Annotated in this window: 15 protein-coding genes; 10 read left to right on the top strand and 5 right to left on the bottom strand. The window is 69.9% G+C overall.

Annotation, left to right across the window (positions count from 1 at the left end; genetic code table 11):
• A partial coding sequence (locus H5J33_RS07730; RefSeq protein WP_181794134.1) for an alpha/beta hydrolase occupies nucleotides 1–812 on the bottom strand: 812 nt, incomplete at its 3' end.
• A gap of 103 nt (nucleotides 813–915) precedes the next feature.
• Nucleotides 916–1,542, bottom strand: a complete 627-nt coding sequence (locus H5J33_RS07725; RefSeq protein ID WP_181794133.1) for a TetR/AcrR family transcriptional regulator — start codon at nucleotides 1,540–1,542, stop codon at nucleotides 916–918.
• Nucleotides 1,543–1,798: 256 nt separating this feature from the next.
• Between H5J33_RS07725 and H5J33_RS07720 the strand changes: the two genes are divergently transcribed.
• Nucleotides 1,799–3,286: an MFS transporter gene (locus H5J33_RS07720; protein WP_399552788.1), complete on the top strand. Its 1,488-nt coding sequence runs from the start codon at nucleotides 1,799–1,801 to the stop codon at nucleotides 3,284–3,286.
• A gap of 222 nt (nucleotides 3,287–3,508) precedes the next feature.
• Nucleotides 3,509–3,817 (top strand): small hydrophobic protein, encoded by a 309-nt coding sequence (locus H5J33_RS07715; RefSeq protein WP_181794131.1) that lies wholly within the window; start codon nucleotides 3,509–3,511, stop codon nucleotides 3,815–3,817.
• On the opposite strand, the gene H5J33_RS07710 is transcribed toward H5J33_RS07715, so the two are convergent.
• Both H5J33_RS07710 and aceE read right to left on the bottom strand, forming a co-directional pair.
• The gene (locus H5J33_RS07710) at nucleotides 3,814–4,608 is read right to left on the bottom strand and encodes a potassium channel family protein (RefSeq protein ID WP_181794130.1); all 795 of its coding nucleotides are present in this window, start codon (nucleotides 4,606–4,608) and stop codon (nucleotides 3,814–3,816) included. The two genes, H5J33_RS07715 and H5J33_RS07710, sit on opposite strands and share 4 nt — an antisense overlap.
• Before the next feature lie 161 nt (nucleotides 4,609–4,769).
• The gene (gene aceE / locus H5J33_RS07705) at nucleotides 4,770–7,517 is read right to left on the bottom strand and encodes a pyruvate dehydrogenase (acetyl-transferring), homodimeric type (RefSeq protein ID WP_181794129.1); all 2,748 of its coding nucleotides are present in this window, start codon (nucleotides 7,515–7,517) and stop codon (nucleotides 4,770–4,772) included.
• A 410-nt stretch (nucleotides 7,518–7,927) separates the two neighbouring features.
• Here aceE and H5J33_RS07700 point away from each other — a divergent pair, with 410 nt between their 5' ends.
• The 6 genes from H5J33_RS07700 (at nucleotide 7,928) to H5J33_RS07675 (ending at nucleotide 12,409) form a co-directional block, all read left to right on the top strand.
• Nucleotides 7,928–8,365, top strand: coding sequence for a DUF3052 domain-containing protein (locus tag H5J33_RS07700; protein WP_030776836.1), 438 nt, complete (start codon nucleotides 7,928–7,930; stop codon nucleotides 8,363–8,365).
• 156 nt (nucleotides 8,366–8,521) lie between these two features.
• Nucleotides 8,522–8,980, top strand: a complete 459-nt coding sequence (locus H5J33_RS07695; protein ID WP_181794128.1) for a peroxiredoxin — start codon at nucleotides 8,522–8,524, stop codon at nucleotides 8,978–8,980.
• A gap of 136 nt (nucleotides 8,981–9,116) precedes the next feature.
• Complete coding sequence (locus H5J33_RS07690; RefSeq protein WP_181794127.1) at nucleotides 9,117–9,692, top strand: TerD family protein; 576 nt, start codon at nucleotides 9,117–9,119, stop codon at nucleotides 9,690–9,692.
• A gap of 102 nt (nucleotides 9,693–9,794) precedes the next feature.
• Nucleotides 9,795–10,373, top strand: a complete 579-nt coding sequence (locus H5J33_RS07685; RefSeq protein ID WP_181794126.1) for a TerD family protein — start codon at nucleotides 9,795–9,797, stop codon at nucleotides 10,371–10,373.
• A gap of 76 nt (nucleotides 10,374–10,449) precedes the next feature.
• The gene (locus H5J33_RS07680) at nucleotides 10,450–11,589 is read left to right on the top strand and encodes a DUF475 domain-containing protein (protein ID WP_181794125.1); all 1,140 of its coding nucleotides are present in this window, start codon (nucleotides 10,450–10,452) and stop codon (nucleotides 11,587–11,589) included.
• Between the two features lie 88 nt (nucleotides 11,590–11,677).
• A complete protein-coding gene (locus tag H5J33_RS07675; RefSeq protein WP_181794124.1) occupies nucleotides 11,678–12,409 on the top strand; it encodes a Tellurium resistance in 732 nt (243 codons plus the stop codon).
• Between the two features lie 22 nt (nucleotides 12,410–12,431).
• On the opposite strand, the gene H5J33_RS07670 is transcribed toward H5J33_RS07675, so the two are convergent.
• The gene (locus H5J33_RS07670) at nucleotides 12,432–13,133 is read right to left on the bottom strand and encodes a TerD family protein (RefSeq protein ID WP_181794123.1); all 702 of its coding nucleotides are present in this window, start codon (nucleotides 13,131–13,133) and stop codon (nucleotides 12,432–12,434) included.
• A 175-nt stretch (nucleotides 13,134–13,308) separates the two neighbouring features.
• Here H5J33_RS07670 and H5J33_RS07665 point away from each other — a divergent pair, with 175 nt between their 5' ends.
• Together H5J33_RS07665 and H5J33_RS07660 are read left to right on the top strand one after the other, a co-directional pair.
• The gene (locus H5J33_RS07665; protein WP_181794122.1) at nucleotides 13,309–14,475 is read left to right on the top strand and encodes an HpcH/HpaI aldolase/citrate lyase family protein; all 1,167 of its coding nucleotides are present in this window, start codon (nucleotides 13,309–13,311) and stop codon (nucleotides 14,473–14,475) included.
• A gap of 27 nt (nucleotides 14,476–14,502) precedes the next feature.
• Nucleotides 14,503–15,268 (top strand): phosphoribosyltransferase domain-containing protein (locus tag H5J33_RS07660; protein WP_181794121.1); only part of this gene is annotated, 766 nt, incomplete at its 3' end.

Genomic DNA, 15,268 nt, shown 5'->3' with positions numbered 1-15,268 from the left:
CTGTGGCAGAACATCGACACCGGGGCCCGGCCGGGCAGGGCCCGCAGCAGCGCGTTCAGCCGTACGGCGCCCTCCTCGGCGCGCAGCCCGGTGGCCGCGTCCACCCCGAGCCCGTCGGGGGAGGTGTAGTCGGCCCAGGCGATCACCGCCGTACGGGTCGACGGGCGCGCCGCGCGCTCGGCCGCGTAGAGCGCCTTGGCCATGCCGACCGGGGCGCTGTAGGGGCGGCTGGTGCGCTGGAAGGTGAGCAGGTCGGTGTCGACGCCGGGGACGACGACCGAGATCCGCCGGGCGGTGGCGAGGTCGCCGAACACCTCGGCGACCCGGCCGGAGCCCTCGGGGTCGAAGGCCAGGATCTGCCGGCCGTCGCTCAGCAGGGATTCGTAGCGGTGCATCCGCCGGCCCGCGTCCTGCTGGCCCGCCGTGCTGAGCCGGCTGTCGTGCAGACGGGCGCGCTCGGACCCGCGGGCCTGGTCCAGCGCGATGTGGTTGGCCCGGTAGCGCAGGGAGACCGGGGCGCCGTTCATGTTGCCGACCGCGAGCGGGTAGCGGCGGGCGAGCCGGTCGCGGTCGCCCGGGGTGAGCGAGCCGAAGAAGCGGGCGAGCCGGGTGGGGGCGGCGTCGGGGTCCGGCAGGCGCAGTCCGTGCAGGTGACCTTGGCGCCACTCGGCGAGCGAGGCCTGGAGCGCCGAGGGCTCCCGGTGGGTGCGCAGGGCGGTCCAGCCGGTGGTCGCGAGCATCACGAACACCACGGCCAGCGCCAGCAGGGCGCGCCAGATGCTGAGCTGCGGGGAGGTGTCGAAGGAAGTCACTGGGAGGACACACTAGGAGAGCGAGCGGGTCTCGGGGTAACCGAGTGACGGGGATCACGTTTCGGCGGGCGGTGGTCAGGAAGTCGGTGATCTTCCAACGATCTCAGGCGGTCCGCCAGTTTCCGGTCAGCGCCGAACCCACCTGATCGAGGTACGACGTGGTGAGCGTCCGGATCAGCTCGGGTCCGGGGTCCTCGCTCGTGCACCACTGCCGTTCGGTGATGCGCATCACCCCGCCGAACACGGCCACCGCCAGCCGGGGCCGGGGGTCGCCGTCCACGTCGACGCCCTCCCGCTCGGCCAGCACCCGCGCGAGGGCCTCCTCGGTCGCGGCCAGCCGGCGCAGCCGGGCGGCGAGCAGCGCGGGCTCGGCCTCGATCGTGCGGTACATGCCCAGGTGCAGCTCGACCGGCACGACCGACTCGACGGTCTCGCGCATCTCGTCCCAGCTCTCCAGGAACGCCTGGCGCAGCGCCCGCATCGGCGTCTCGTGCGGCGGGCGCGCCCGTACGGCCGCCACGAACGCCGCCTCCGCCATGTCCTGGACCGCGAAGGCCACGTCCTCCTTGCCCGCGAAGTAACGGAAGAAGGTGCGCTGTGAGACGTCGACGGCCTCGGCGATCTCGTCGACGGTCGTGCGCTCGTAGCCCTGCGTGGTGAACAGTTCGAGAGCGGCCCGCAGCAGCGATTCCCGTGTACGCCGCTTCTTGCGCTCGCGCAGCGTCTCCATGGCCACTCTCCTGTGAACGCGGGCGGAACCTCCGTCCGCCCTGCTCTGACCTCCGTTTTTCGTGTCAGTAACCGACTAGTGAATTGGTTTGTCAACTGTCAGCGGCTGTCACTAACCTGAGTGTATGACTAGTCAGACCACCATCGACGCGACGGGGCCGGGGGACGAAGCGCCGGCAGCCTCGTCCGGGCCGCGGCCGGCCGCGGGCCTGCGCGGCCACCCGTGGCTCACGCTGATCACCGTCGCCGTAGGGGTCATGATGGTGGCCCTCGACGGCACCATCGTGGCCATCGCCAACCCGGCCATCGGCAAGGATCTGCACGCCAGCTGGGCGCAGCTGCAGTGGATCACCAACGCCTACTTCCTGGCGCTCGCGGTCTCCCTGATCACCGCCGGCAAGCTCGGCGACCGCTTCGGCCACCGGCAGACGTTCCTCATCGGCGTCACCGGCTTCGCCGCCGCCTCCGGTGCCATCGGACTGTCCGACAGCATCGCCGCGGTCGTCACCTTCCGTGTCTTCCAGGGCCTGTTCGGCGCGCTGCTGATGCCGGCCGCGCTCGGCCTGCTGCGCGCGACCTTCCCGGCCGAGAAGCTGAACATGGCGATCGGCATCTGGGGCATGGTCATCGGCGCCTCCACCGCCGGCGGCCCGATCCTCGGCGGTGTCCTCGTCGAGCACGTCAACTGGCAGTCGGTGTTCTTCATCAACGTGCCGGTCGGCGCCCTCGCCCTGCTGCTGGGCCTGCTGATCCTGCTCGACCACCGTGCCGAGAACGCCCCGCGGTCCTTCGACGTGCTCGGCATCGCCCTGCTCTCGGGCGCGATGTTCTGCCTGGTATGGGCCCTCATCAAGGCCCCGTCCTGGGGCTGGGGCAACGGCAGGACGTGGCTGTTCCTCGTCGCCTCGGTGGTGGGCTTCGCCCTGTTCGCCCTCTGGGAGAAGCGGGTGAAGGAGCCGCTGATCCCGCTGGCGCTGTTCCGCTCGGTCGCGCTGTCGGCGGGTGTCGTCCTGATGGTGCTGATGGCCATCGCCTTCATGGGCGGTCTGTTCTTCGTCACCTTCTACCTGCAGAACGTCCACGGCATGAGCCCGATCGACGCGGGCCTGCACCTGCTGCCGCTGACCGGCATGATGATCGTCGGCTCCCCGCTGGCCGGTGCCCTCATCACCAAGGCCGGCCCGCGGATCCCGCTGGCGGGCGGCATGGCCGTCACCGCGATCGCCATGTACGGCATGTCCACGCTGGAGGAGAACACCGGCAGCGGCCTGATGTCCGTCTGGTTCGCCCTGCTCGGCCTCGGCCTCGCCCCGGTCATGGTCGGCGCCACGGAGGTCATCGTGGGCAACGCCCCGATGGAGCTGTCCGGTGTCGCGGGCGGACTCCAGCAGGCGGCCATGCAGATCGGCGGCAGCCTCGGCACGGCCGTGCTGGGCGCGGTGATGGCCTCCAAGGTCGACCACACCCTCGGCGACAACTGGGCGGACGCCGGGCTGCCGAAGCTGCCCCCGCAGCAGCTGCACGCGGCGGCCGAGGCGGTCCAGCAGGGCGTCGCGCCGGTGACCAAGGACACCCCGGCACCCATTGCCGAGAAGATCACCGAGGTGGCCCACCACACCTTCATCGACGGCATGAGCCTCGCCTCCCTCGTGGCGGCGGGCGTGGCCGCGGTCGCCGTCCTCGTCGCACTGCTCACCAAGCGCGGCGCGAACGCGGAGGCGGGCGCGGGCGTGGGCCACATCTGACGGCTCTTCCAGCGGAGTTCGCCTATCAGGGTGACTCCGCTCAAGATCGCTGGCTCCCGGCGCGCGCCGCAGGTCACAGTGGGTCAACTCCTCCGCAGGACATGGGAGGACCACGGGGCCGCGGCGCGCGCTGTCGGAGGGGGACAGCGCGCCCGGTCTGGCCCGGCGCAACCGGGGTACTCGCATGGTGAAGCCGAACTGTCCAGATGCCTCAGGGAGTTGATGATGGCTGGCTTCGAGCACGGAACACGCGGGTACCCCCGGTCGCGTGGCCGGACGTGGTCACGCACCGGGCCGGACCGCGCGACGCTCGGGATCATCGGCGCCATCTGCGCGGTGGCCGGCTTCTTCGCGCTGGGGATCGTCCTCGGTCCCGTCGCGATCTTCTGCGGCTGGCAGTCCATGGGCCGCAGCTGGTCCGGCGAACGCAACGTACCGGCGCTGGTGGCCCTGGTCCTGGGCGCCATCGACACCCTGCTCGCCGCCATCGCCCTCGCGGGCGCGGCGACCTGGGGCAACGGCCTCCTCTAGGAGGTCTGCGGCCCGTTGCCGGGCGCGGGGGAGCCGTCGGCGACCGCGCAGCCCTCCGCGCCCCCTCGGGTCTGCGTCAGCCGCGCCACCTCGGCGCGCAGCAACCGCACCTCCTCGGTCAGGGCGGCGATGGCCTCCGTCTGCCGCCGCTCCTCCACGTCGTCCTTCTCGAACCGCGAGATGAACCACGCGGCGATGTTCGCGGTGACGACACCGAGCAGGGCGATCCCGGACAGCATCAGCCCGACCGCGATCATCCGCCCGAGCCCCGTCGTCGGCGCGTGATCGCCGTACCCCACGGTCGTCATCGTGGTGAAGGACCACCACACCGCGTCACCCAGCGTCCGGATGTTCCCGTGCGGTGACTCGCGTTCCACGGACAGCACCGCCAGCGAGCCGAACATCAGCAGGCCGACCACCGCCCCGACGACATACGTGGTGAGCCGGATCTGCGGAGCCATCCGCGCCCGCCGGCCCACCAGCAGCAGCGTCGACACCAGCCGCAGCAGCCGCAGCGGTTGCAGCACCGGCAGGACGACCGCGCACAGGTCGGGCCAGTGCCGCCGCACGAACTCCCCGCGGTGCGGGGCGAGCGCCAGCCGGACCAGGTAGTCCAGGGCGAACGCCCCCCACACCACCCACTCGACCCCCGTGCACACGGACGTCAGGGACCGCCCGGCGGAGGCGTCCACGATGGGCACCGCGTAGGCGACGGCGAACGCCACCGCGAGCCCCAGCAACGGCCGTTCGGTGTACCGCTCCCACCGCGCCTGCGCGGACAATCGCTCCATGGCCGCAATGGTAAAAAAGGCGTAAGGAGAGCGCCCCGTAAGGGGCGCGGGGAACGGCGCGACCAGCCGACCACCGGTCGGCACCTTCCCCACAACCCCTTGTCGGCCAAAGCCGAGTGATGGGGGCGCCCCCGCTCGAGCGCAGCCGAGAGTGGGGGAGGTTACGCGTCGCCCCCGGCCGCCCCCGGATCCGCCGCCGACACGTCCAGCAGCTGGTACCGGTCGATGGCCTGCTTCAGCACGGACCGGTCGACCTTCCCCTCCCGCGCCAGCTCCGTCAGCACCGCCACCACGATCGACTGGGCGTCGATGTGGAAGAAGCGGCGCGCGGCGCCCCGGGTGTCGGCGAAGCCGAACCCGTCGGCGCCCAGGGACTGGTACGGGCCGGGCACCCAGCGCGCGATCTGGTCCGGAACCGACCGCATCCAGTCGGACACGGCCACGAACGGACCCTCGGCGCCGCCGAGCTTGCGGGTCACGTACGGCACCCGCTGCTCCTCCTCCGGATGCAGCAGGTTGTGCTGCTCGCAGGCCACGGCCTCGCGGCGCAGCTCGTTCCAGGAGGTCGCCGACCACACGTCCGCCCGGACGTTCCACTCCTCGGCCAGGATCCGCTGCGCCTCCAGGGCCCAGGGGACCGCGACGCCGGAGGCCATGATCTGCGCCGGGACGGCGCCGCCGGTGGCCTCGCCGATCCTGTGGATGCCCTTGACGATGCCCTCGACGTCGACGTTCGGCGGTTCGGCCGGGTGCTGGATGGGCTCGTTGTAGACGGTGAGGTAGTAGAAGACGTCCTCGCCGTGCGGGTGCTCGGGCGAGCCGCCGTACATCCGGCGCAGGCCGTCCTGGACGATGTGCGCGATCTCGTAGGCGTACGCCGGGTCGTAGGCCACGCACGCCGGGTTGGTGGAGGCCAGCAGCTGGGAGTGGCCGTCCGCGTGCTGGAGGCCCTCGCCGGTCAGGGTCGTACGGCCGGCGGTCGCGCCCAGGACGAATCCGCGCGCCAGCTGGTCGGCCATCTGCCAGAACTGGTCGCCGGTGCGCTGGAAACCGAACATCGAGTAGAAGACGTACACCGGGATCAGCGGCTCGCCGTGTGTGGCGTACGCCGAGCCCGCGGCCATCAGCGAGGCCGTGCAGCCCGCCTCGGAGATGCCGTCGTGCAGCATCTGGCCGGTCGGCGACTCCTTGTACGCCAGCAGGAGATCGCGGTCCACCGCCTCGTACTGCTGGCCGAGCGGGTTGTAGATCTTCGCACTCGGGAAGAAGGAGTCCATGCCGAACGTGCGGTACTCGTCCGGTGCGATCAGTACGAACCGCCTGCCGATCTCCTTGTCCCGCATGAGGTCCTTCAGGAGTCGCACGAAGGCCATGGTCGTCGCGATGGACTGCTGGCCGGTGCCCTTCTTCACGGTCGCGTACGTTTTGTCGTCCGGCAGGGCGAGCGGCTCGGAACGCACGACGCGCGTCGGGACGTAACCGCCGAGCGAGCGCCGGCGGTCGTGCATGTACTGGATCTCCTCCGAGTCCCGGCCCGGGTGGTAGTACGGCGGCAGGCCGGACTCCAGCTCCTTGTCGGAGATCGGCAGGTGCAGCCGGTCCCTGAAGCGCTTGAGGTCGTCGACCGTCAGCTTCTTCATCTGGTGCGTGGCGTTGCGGCCCTCGAAGTTCGGGCCCAGCGTCCAGCCCTTGACCGTCTTGGCCAGGATGACCGTCGGCTGGCCCTTGTGCTCCTTGGCCGCCTTGAACGCGGCGTAGATCTTGCGGTGGTCGTGTCCGCCGCGGCCCAGGTGCAGGATCTGGTCGTCGGTCATGTTCTCGACCATCGCGCGCAGCCGGTGGTCGTCGCCGAAGAAGTGCTCGCGGATGTAGGCCCCGGACTCGGTGGCGTACGTCTGGAACTGGCCGTCCGGGGTCGTGTTCATCTTGTTGACGAGGATGCCGTCCCGGTCCTGCGCGAGCAGCGGGTCCCAGGAGCGGTCCCAGATCAGCTTGATCACGTTCCAGCCGGCGCCCCGGAAGACCGACTCCAGCTCCTGGATGATCTTGCCGTTGCCGCGCACCGGGCCGTCGAGGCGCTGGAGGTTGCAGTTGACCACGAAGGTCAGGTTGTCCAGGCCCTCACGGGCGGCCAGGGTGAGCTGGCCGAGCGACTCCGGCTCGTCCATCTCGCCGTCGCCGAGGAACGCCCACACGTGCGAGCGCGAGGTGTCGGCGATGCCGCGCGCCTGCATATAGCGGTTCATCCGCGCCTGGAAGATCGCCGAGAGCGGGCCGAGGCCCATGGAGACCGTCGGGAACTCCCAGAAGTCCGGCATCGAGCGCGGGTGCGGGTAGCTGGACAGGCCGTTCGGGTACTTCGACTTCTCCTGGCGGAAGCCGTCGAGCTGGTCGCCGGTGAGCCGGTCGAGCAGGTACGCGCGGGCGTAGATGCCGGGGGAGGCGTGGCCCTGGAAGAAGACCTGGTCGCCGCCGTCGCCCTCGTCCTTGCCGCGGAAGAAGTGGTTGAAGCCGACGTCGTAGAGGGAGGCGGAGGAGGCGAAGGTGGCGATGTGGCCGCCGACGCCGATGCCCGGGCGCTGGGCGCGGGAGACCATGACGGCCGCGTTCCAGCGGGTGGCGTTCAGGATCCTGCGCTCGATCTCCTCGTTGCCCGGGAAGAACGGCTCGCTCTTGGTGGGGATCGTGTTGACGTAGTCCGTGCTGCGCATCTCGGGCACGGCCACGCGCCTCTCGCGGGCGCGCTCGATCAGGCGCAGCATGAGATAGCGGGCCCGCTCCCGGCCGCGCTCGTCGACGGCGGCGTCCAGGGAGTCGAGCCACTCCCGGGTCTCCTCGGGATCGAAGTCCGGGACCTGACTCGGAAGGCCGCCAATGATGATCGGGTTGCGATCGGATCCGGAAGCCACGCTGTTCCTTACCTGTCGGAGGGCCAGTTCTCGTTAACGGCTGCCTGCACCGTTCCCCATCGTGTACCTGGGGAACGCGTACGTCATCTCCACGGTCGTCTCCGCCGGCGCACCACCGGTCAAAACGCAACGATACGCCCGGGGTGTGACGTGCTTGGCAAAATTGTTCGAGCGACGTAACCCAGGATGATTCCGAACGGGGCAAACCGGGCACACCGGCGTGATGTGGGTGGGGGAAAAGCGCGATACGGTGCCAGGAGTTGCGGCGACACGGCCGGGATCGTCACCGTTTCGACGGTCCCGACGGCCGGGTACTTGCGCGATCCGCCCCGCCCGTGTGGACTACGGCCAATGCTTCGCGCACGCGCGTGGCTGAGATACTCAACAAAGACATGATCAGGAGGCAACCCGTGAGCGCGACCGCGGACCACGCGGAGGAGCGGACGAACCCTGCCGCCAGGCTGGGGTTCCAGCCCGGGCAGGTGGTCCAGGAGATCGGCTACGACGACGACGTCGATCAGGAGCTCCGCGAGGCCATCGAGGAGGTCACCGGGACTGACCTCGTGGACGAGGACTACGACGACGTGGCCGACGCCGTTGTGCTGTGGTTCCGTGACGACGACGGCGACCTGACGGATGCGCTGGTGGATGCCACCACGTACATCGAAGAAGGCGGCGCCATTCTGCTCTTCACGCCGAAGACCGGCCGTGACGGGTACGTGGAACCGAGCGACATCCAGGACGCCGCCACGACGGCCGGACTGACGGCGTCGAAGAGCGTCAGCGTCGGCAAGGACTGGAGCGGCTCGCGTCTGGCGACGCCCAAGGCCGCCAAGTCCAAGCGGTGACCGTCTGAGCCGATGGCCGCCGGCCGGGCCGGGCCCTTCCCGGTCCGGCCCGGCCGCCGTGAACCCCTCGGTGACCGCTGCGTAGGGTGGACCCGGGCGCCGGTGCGCGCTCATGGTCACTCCCACCCGAACGGCCCACCGAAGGGATGCACGACGATGGCGATCCAGGTCGGCGACAAGGCACCCGACTTCGAGCTCAAGGACAACCACGGCCGCAGCGTGAAGCTCTCGGACTTCCGCGGCGAGAAGAACGTGGTCCTGCTCTTCTACCCCTTCGCCTTCACCGGCGTGTGCACCGGCGAGCTGTGCGAGCTGCGTGACAACCTGCCGAAGTTCACCGACCGCGACACCCAGCTGCTCGCCGTCTCCAACGACTCCATCCACACCCTGCGCGTCTTCGCCGAGCAGGAGGGCCTGGAGTACCCGCTGCTGAGCGACTTCTGGCCGCACGGCAACGTCTCGCGCGCCTACGGCGTCTTCGACGAGGACAAGGGCTGCGCCGTGCGCGGCACCTTCATCATCGACAAGGAGGGCGTCGTGCGGTGGACCGTGGTCAACGGCCTGCCGGACGCCCGTGACCTCGGCGACTACGTGAAGGCGCTCGACACTCTGTGAGCCAGGCGGGCCGACACCTGGGTTTCCTCGGCCCAAGCTGCGCGGGAGGCGGGAACCCGTCACTAGGATCGGCACGTTGATCCCATATCCGAAGCACGACGGGGCTCCCCGCCCCTGAACACCACATGGAGGACCCGTGGGAGTCAGCCTCAGCAAGGGCGGCAACGTATCGCTGACGAAGGAGGCCCCGGGCCTGACCGCGGTCATCGTCGGTCTGGGGTGGGACGTGCGGACCACGACCGGTACCGACTTCGACCTCGACGCGAGCGCGCTGCTGCTGAACAACTCCGGCAAGGTCATCAGCGACCAGCACTTCGTCTTCTTCAACAACCTCAAGAGCCCCGACGGCTCGGTGGAGCACACCGGTGACAACCTCACCGGTGAGGGCGAGGGCGACGACGAGCAGATCAAGGTGAACCTGGCCGGCGTCCCGGCCGACGTCGACAAGATCGTGTTCCCGGTGTCGATCTACGACGCCGAGAACCGCCAGCAGTCCTTCGGCCAGGTCCGCAACGCCTTCATCCGCGTCGTCAACCAGAACGGCGGTGCGGAGATCGCCCGCTACGACCTCAGCGAGGACGCCTCCACCGAGACCGCCATGGTCTTCGGCGAGCTGTACCGCCACGGCACGGAGTGGAAGTTCCGCGCCATCGGCCAGGGCTACGCCTCCGGGCTGCGCGGCATCGCGCAGGACTTCGGCGTCAACGTCTGATCCCGGCAACGCAGCGACACCCCGGTGTCCGGCGCCGCACCGTTTACGGGCGGCGCCGGACGCGCAGGAGAACCAGGGAAGCACCACCAGGGGAGGACCAGCATGGGCGTCACGCTCGCCAAGGGGGGCAATGTCTCCCTCTCCAAGGCCGCACCGAACCTCACCAACGTCATGATCGGGCTCGGCTGGGACGCGCGCTCCACCACGGGTGCCCCCTTCGACCTGGACGCCAGCGCGCTGCTGTGCGGCGCCGGGAACCGGGTGCTGGGCGACGAGTGGTTCGTCTTCTACAACCAGCTCAAGAGCCCCGACGGCTCGGTGGAGCACACCGGTGACAACCTCACCGGTGAGGGCGAGGGCGACGACGAGTCGATCCTGGTGGACCTCGCCAAGGTCCCGCCGCACTGCGAGAAGATCATCTTCCCGGTCTCCATCCATATGGCGGACGAGCGCGGCCAGACCTTCGGCCAGGTCTCCAACGCCTTCATCCGCGTGGTCAACCAGGCCGACGGCCAGGAGCTGGCCCGCTACGACCTCAGTGAGGACGCCTCCACCGAGACCGCGATGATCTTCGGCGAGCTCTACCGGTACCAGGGCGAGTGGAAGTTCCGGGCGGTCGGTCAGGGGTACGCGTCGGGCTTGCGGGGCATCGCTCTAGACTTCGGAGTCAACGTTTCGTAAAGCCGCGTACGGCGCGGGGGAGAACTCTCCTCGGAAACACGTCCGGGAGGGGCCTCGACAGATGATGGGGTAGCCAGTGCTTCTCAAAACCTTCGGATGGTCCTTCGCGATCACCGTGCTCGGTCTGATCGCGGCGGCGTTCTACGGGGGGTGGACCGGCTTCGGGGTCGTGGCGATCCTGGCCGTCCTGGAGATCTCGTTGTCCTTCGACAACGCGGTGGTCAACGCCGGAATCCTGAAGAAGATGAGCCCCTTCTGGCAGAAGATCTTCCTCACCGTCGGCGTGCTCATCGCCGTGTTCGGCATGCGGCTGGTCTTCCCCGTCGTCATCGTCGCCATCAGCGCCAAGATGGGCCCGGTCGAGGCTGTCGACCTCGCGATCAACAACAAGGACCGCTACGAACAGCTGGTGACCGACGCCCACCCGGCGATCGCCGCGTTCGGTGGCATGTTCCTGTTGATGATCTTCCTCGACTTCATCTTCGAGGACCGGGACATCCAGTGGCTGCGCTGGCTCGAGCGGCCGCTGGCCAAGCTCGGCAAGGTCGACATGCTGTCGGTCTGCATCGCCCTGATCGTCCTGCTGATCACCTCCTTCACCGTCGCCACCCACGCCCACCAGCACGGCGGCCTCCACGTCGACAAGGCCCAGACGGTGCTGATCTCCGGCATCGCCGGCCTGATCACGTACATGATCGTCGGCGGTCTCTCCGGCTACTTCGAGGACAAGCTGGAGGAAGAGGAGGAGCGCGAGCACGAGGAGGAGGAAGAGGCCGAGCGCAGCGGCCGGAAGAAGCCCGCGATCGTCCTGGCCGGCCAGGCCGCGTTCTTCATGTTCCTCTACCTCGAGGTCCTGGACGCGTCCTTCTCCTTCGACGGCGTGATCGGCGCCTTCGCCGTCACCAACGACATCGTCCTGATGGCCCTGGGCCTCGGCATCGGCGCCATGTACGTCCGTTCACTGACCGTCTACCTGGTCCGCCAGGGCACCCTGGACGACTACGTCTACCTGGAGCACGGCGCCCACTACGCCATCGGCGCCCTCGCCGTGGTCCTGCTGATCACCATCCAGTACGAGATCCACGAGGTCATCACCGGCTCCATCGGTGTCATCCTGATCCTGGCGTCCTTCCTCTCCTCGGTCCGCCGCAACCGCGCCCTGGCCGCCGCGGGCGAGGGCAGCGGGGCGAAGACCGAGGTCTCCTCCGGGGTGTGACACCCCGGCCGGTGAGGAACGCTTCGAACGGGGCGGCCGACGCGGTCGGCCGCCCCGTCGGTGTGACAACGGGTACCTGGGGGCGGGAATGGGTTTCTTGGACGGACTGCGCGGCGGGCGTGCCGCCGACTTCGACTCGGGCAACGCGGCCACCAACGCCATCGAGCTGACCAGGCGGCACCCGACGGTGTCCCTGACCAAGCAGGGCGCGGCCACCGGCAACCTGCGCGTCAACCTGACCTGGCGGATGCGGACCTCCGACCTCGGCTCGGGCCCCCGCACCAGCCTGCTGCGCCACCCCTTCAAGGCACTGAAGCCGCCGGAGATCCTCGGTCACGGCCAGAGCATGGTCAACGTCGACCTCGACCTCGGCTGCCTGTACGAACTCGCCGACGGCACCAAGGGCGTCGTCCAGCCCCTCGGCGGCTACCTCGGCGACGTCAACGCACCGCCGTACATCAAGCTCAGCGGCGACGACCGGTTCGGCTCCGGTTCGGGCGAGACGATGTACGTCAACCTCGACCACCGCGAGGAGATCAAGCGGCTGCTGGTCTTCGTCTACATCTACGACCAGACGCCCGCCTTCGACCGCACCCACGCCGTCGTCACCCTCTACCCCGGCAACGGCCCCCGCATCGAGATCGGCCTCGACGAACGGCATCCCCAGGCCCGCTCCTGCGCCGTCGTCCTCCTGGAGAACGTCAAGGACGAACTGATCGTCCGCCGGGAGGTCAAGTTCGTCTACGGCTTCCAGGGCGAACTGGACCGCCTCTACGGCTGGGGCCTCCAGTGGGGCAGGGGCTACAAGACGAAGGCGTAGAGACGGACGGGGCGCCGGCCGCCTACCGCCCGATGAACTGGGGCCCCTGGGGCGGCATCCGGAAGTACCCGTCCCCCGCCGGAGCCGCCGGCCCCGGCGCGGGCACCGGCTGCGGATAGCCGTACGCCGGCACCTCCGGAGGCAGCGGCAGGGCGGACGTCGGCGGCTCCTCGGCCGCCTCGGACTCGTCCACCGAGATGCCGAAGTCCGTCGCGAGCCCCTTCAGCCCGTTGGAGTAGCCCTCGCCCAGCGCGCGGAACTTCCAGCCCTCCCCGCGCCGGTACAGCTCACCGCAGATCAGCGCCGTCTCGGACCCGGTCTCCGGCTTGATGTCGAACCGGGCCAGCGGCTCCCCGTCGGCGCCCCCCGCGTCGTGCAGCAGGATGCACAGCGCCGGCACCCGGTCGAAGGCGACCCCGTCGGCGGAGGCGACCAGCAGTATCCGGGAGACGCCCGGCTCGACCCCGGTCAGGTCTGTCTGGATCGTGTCGGTCAGCCCCTCGGCGACCCGCTTCTTGCCCAGCCGCCACACCGTCCCGGAGGGGTGCCGGGGCTGGTTGTAGAAGACGAAGTCCTCGTCGGAGCGCACACGGCCGTCGGGTCCGAGCAGCAGCGCCGACACATCCACGTCCGGGACGCCCTGCCCGGGTGTCCAGCGCAGCACGGCGCGTACCGTGGTGGCCTCCAGCGGGACGTTCGACCCCTTCAGCATCGCGTGCGTCATGCGGTCATCCTGCCCTCTCGGTCCTGGTCACGACAATGCGGGGGGCGTGGTGCCGACACGGGGGAGTTACCGGAAATTCATGCCCGCCGGGAACCTCCGCCATGGGTCCCTACGTACTATTACCGGCCACCCTTTACCGAACCCAGAGGTTTGGCCGGAGTCCAAAGGGAGTCCTATGCGTCATTTCGGGCACATTGCCCCCGAGGTGCGACAGCGCCTCTTCCATCAGGAGCCGTGCGCGTTCACCGCCGACTCCCCGGCCAGGCTGCTCTCCGCGGCCCTGGGCGCCACGCTCTACAGCCCGGCGACCCGGCCCCGTCTCGCGGACGACATCGTCAAGCAGGCGGGCAACGGCGTGGTCTCGATGGTGCTGTGCCTGGAGGACTCGATCGACGACGCGGAGGTGGTGGCGGGCGAGGAGAACCTCGTCCGGCAGTTCGCCGACCTCGCCGCCCGGCCCGGGGCGGAACCGCCGCTGCTGTTCATCCGGGTGCGCACCCCCGAGCAGATACCGGACCTGGTCCGCCGCCTCGGCCCGGCCGGGCGCCTGCTGTCCGGGTTCGTGCTGCCCAAGTTCACCGAGGAACGCGGCATCCCGTTCCTGGAGGCCCTGGCGGCGGCCGAGAGCGCCGGCGGCCGGCGGCTGTTCGCCATGCCGGTCCTGGAGTCGCCCGAGCTGCTGTACCGCGAGTCGCGCGTGGAGACGCTGGAGGGCATCTTCCGCGCGGTCGACAAGTACCGCGACCGGGTGCTGGCCCTGCGCCTCGGCGTCACCGACTTCTGCTCCTCCTACGGCCTGCGCCGCGCCCCGGACATGACCGCCTACGACGTCCAGATAGTCGCCTCCGTGATCGCCGACGTCGTGAACATGCTCGGCCGGGCCGACGGCACCGGCTTCACCGTCACCGGCCCGGTCTGGGAGTACTTCCGCGCCTCCGAGCGCATGTTCAAGCCGCAGCTGCGGCAGAGCCCCTTCCTCCAGGTGCAGGCCGCCGAGCTGCGCGAGCGGCTGATCGCCCACGCCATGGACGGACTGCTCCGGGAGATCTCCCTGGACCAGGCCAACGGTCTGCTCGGCAAGACCTGCATCCACCCCTCCCACGTGCTGCCCGTGCACGCGCTCTCCGTGGTCAGTCACGAGGAGTTCAGTGACGCCCAGGACATCCTGCGGCCCGAACGCGACGGCGGGGGTGTACTGCGGTCCGCCTACACGAACAAGATGAACGAGGTGAAGCCGCACCGCGCCTGGGCCGAGCGCACCCTGCTGCGCGCCGAGGCGTTCGGCGTCGCCCACGAGGACGTCGGCTTCGTGGAACTGCTCGCCGCCGGCATACCCGGCTGAACCTTTCGCCACCTCACCAAGGAACGCATGAAGAACGCAGTGAACGACGGGGTCTGGTCCGGCAGCTGGGTCGCCGAGCGGCTCGGGGTCGGGCTCGTGGGCGACGACGCGCTGCCGGCCCTGCTGGGGCTCGCGCTGCGCCGCAACCCCAAGCGGGCCCACCTGCTCGTCTCCCACGTCCTCGGCAAGCACGTCCCGCAGTCGCCGTCCGTGGTCTACGACCACGGCCTGCGCCTGGGCCGCCGGGTGGCCGCCCTGCTCGGCGCGGAGGCGTCGGACGCGGTCGTCCTCGGGTACGCCGAGACCGCGACCGGGCTGGGGCACTCCGTGGCGGACGGGCTCGGCTCCGTGCCGTATCTGCACTCCACGCGGCGGCCGGTGCCCGGGGTCGCCCCCGCGGGCGGCTTCGAGGAGTCGCACTCCCACGCCACGTCGCATCTGCTGCTGCCCGAGGATCCGGGGCTGCCGGCCGGGCGGGGGCCGCTGGTGCTGGTGGACGACGAGTTCTCCACCGGGAACACGGTGCTGAACACCATCCGTGACCTGCACGCGCGGTATCCGCGCCGGCGGTACGTGGTGGTCGCCCTGGTGGACATGCGGTCGCCCGAGGACACGGCCCGGCTGGAACGTTTCGCCGGGGAACTCGGGGCCCGGGTGGACGTGATCGCCCTCGCCTCCGGGATCGTGGAGCTGCCGGAGGGGGTGCTGGAGAAGGGACAGCGGCTGGTCGCGGAATGCGAGGCGGAGCAGGAGGTCCCGCACGCGGCGCCTCGGCCGGGCCGCGTCGTGAACG

The organism is Streptomyces sp. WELS2 (assembly GCF_013870595.1).
Taxonomy (GTDB): domain Bacteria; phylum Actinomycetota; class Actinomycetes; order Streptomycetales; family Streptomycetaceae; genus Streptomyces.
Note: the sequence above shows the minus strand (reverse complement) of the source record. Positions and strands in the feature narration are given on the sequence as shown.

Coding starts and splice junctions, on each gene's coding strand:
- H5J33_RS07725 (WP_181794133.1), bottom strand. CDS start 1,542: ATGGAGACGCTGCGCGAGCGCAAGAAGCGGCGTACACGGGAATCGCTG.
- H5J33_RS07720 (WP_399552788.1), top strand. CDS start 1,799: ATGATGGTGGCCCTCGACGGCACCATCGTGGCCATCGCCAACCCGGCC.
- H5J33_RS07715 (WP_181794131.1), top strand. CDS start 3,509: ATGATGGCTGGCTTCGAGCACGGAACACGCGGGTACCCCCGGTCGCGT.
- H5J33_RS07710 (WP_181794130.1), bottom strand. CDS start 4,608: ATGGAGCGATTGTCCGCGCAGGCGCGGTGGGAGCGGTACACCGAACGG.
- H5J33_RS07695 (WP_181794128.1), top strand. CDS start 8,522: ATGGCGATCCAGGTCGGCGACAAGGCACCCGACTTCGAGCTCAAGGAC.
- H5J33_RS07685 (WP_181794126.1), top strand. CDS start 9,795: ATGGGCGTCACGCTCGCCAAGGGGGGCAATGTCTCCCTCTCCAAGGCC.
- H5J33_RS07675 (WP_181794124.1), top strand. CDS start 11,678: ATGGGTTTCTTGGACGGACTGCGCGGCGGGCGTGCCGCCGACTTCGAC.
- H5J33_RS07670 (WP_181794123.1), bottom strand. CDS start 13,133: ATGACGCACGCGATGCTGAAGGGGTCGAACGTCCCGCTGGAGGCCACC.
- H5J33_RS07665 (WP_181794122.1), top strand. CDS start 13,309: ATGCGTCATTTCGGGCACATTGCCCCCGAGGTGCGACAGCGCCTCTTC.